The sequence below is a fragment of the Alcanivorax sp. HI0044 genome, assembly GCF_001634945.1.
On sequence record NZ_LWEZ01001964.1, the window covers coordinates 1 to 718 of the forward strand.

Consider the following 718-nt stretch of genomic DNA (forward strand, 5'->3'; position numbering starts at 1 on the left):
GCCCCAGATAAATAGGCAGGTAGTTCCAGCCGTTCTGGGCCGCTTCACCAACCGCGCCGTAGAACGTCCAGGAAGTGCAATAAACCCCCAACCCCAGGCTGTACACCCAGGCATTGTGGAAGGTCTTGCGGCCCTGTCGGGCAGCCCGATCGCCCCACCAGGCGATAACAAACAACACCAACACATAAGCCAGCGCCAACGCACCCAATTGCCACAGTGAAAACACCGCCTCTCCCCGTTGGTTAAAGCAAATCAGGAATCGCTTATCGTGCGTTTACCTGTTGCGTGGAGCATGCTGCCTGTTACGACTCCTGTTGAGCTTATAGCAGCGCCTGGACAAAGCGTAGCACCACGGCTACCAGTAAAAGGGCAATGCCACCGCGTTGCAGTTTGAACTCCACCACATTGAGTGCCATGGTCCGTCGCCAGAACATCACCAGCCCCTGACCATCACCGGTCCGGCGCCAGTAGCGAAAATAGGCGTACAGAACCAGGCAGAGGCCCACTATCAGCGCTATTTTTTCTGCATAGAACATCAGCTCTTCCTTCCTTTTTCACAGCCGCCAGCGGCTTAATTTAATGTGGATTTCTGCAGCTGCAGGTACATCAGCGCACTGGTCACCGCATCTCCCCGGGCGGTGTGACGTTCCATCACCGGCACCTGCAAGGCGCTGGCCATGGCATCAAAGCGCAGGTCGGGAGTCACGTCCGGCTGCCA

General features: G+C 57.0%; 2 protein-coding genes and 1 pseudogene. All 3 read right to left on the reverse strand.

Going from position 1 to position 718, the window contains the following annotated elements; all coding sequences use genetic code 11:
- Positions 1 to 226 (reverse strand): hypothetical protein (locus tag A3730_RS29080; protein WP_156501443.1); only part of this gene is annotated, 226 nt, incomplete at its 3' end.
- Between the two features lie 94 nt (positions 227 to 320).
- Complete coding sequence (locus A3730_RS29085; RefSeq protein ID WP_063521233.1) at positions 321 to 536, reverse strand: hypothetical protein; 216 nt, start codon at positions 534 to 536, stop codon at positions 321 to 323.
- A 35-nt stretch (positions 537 to 571) separates the two neighbouring features.
- Positions 572 to 718 (reverse strand): annotated as a pseudogene (locus A3730_RS29090) (3'-5' exonuclease); the annotation flags it as partial.

Excerpts from the sequence above, each read along its gene's own strand:
- A3730_RS29085 (WP_063521233.1), bottom strand. The coding sequence starts at position 536 with ATGTTCTATGCAGAAAAAATAGCGCTGATAGTGGGCCTCTGCCTGGTT.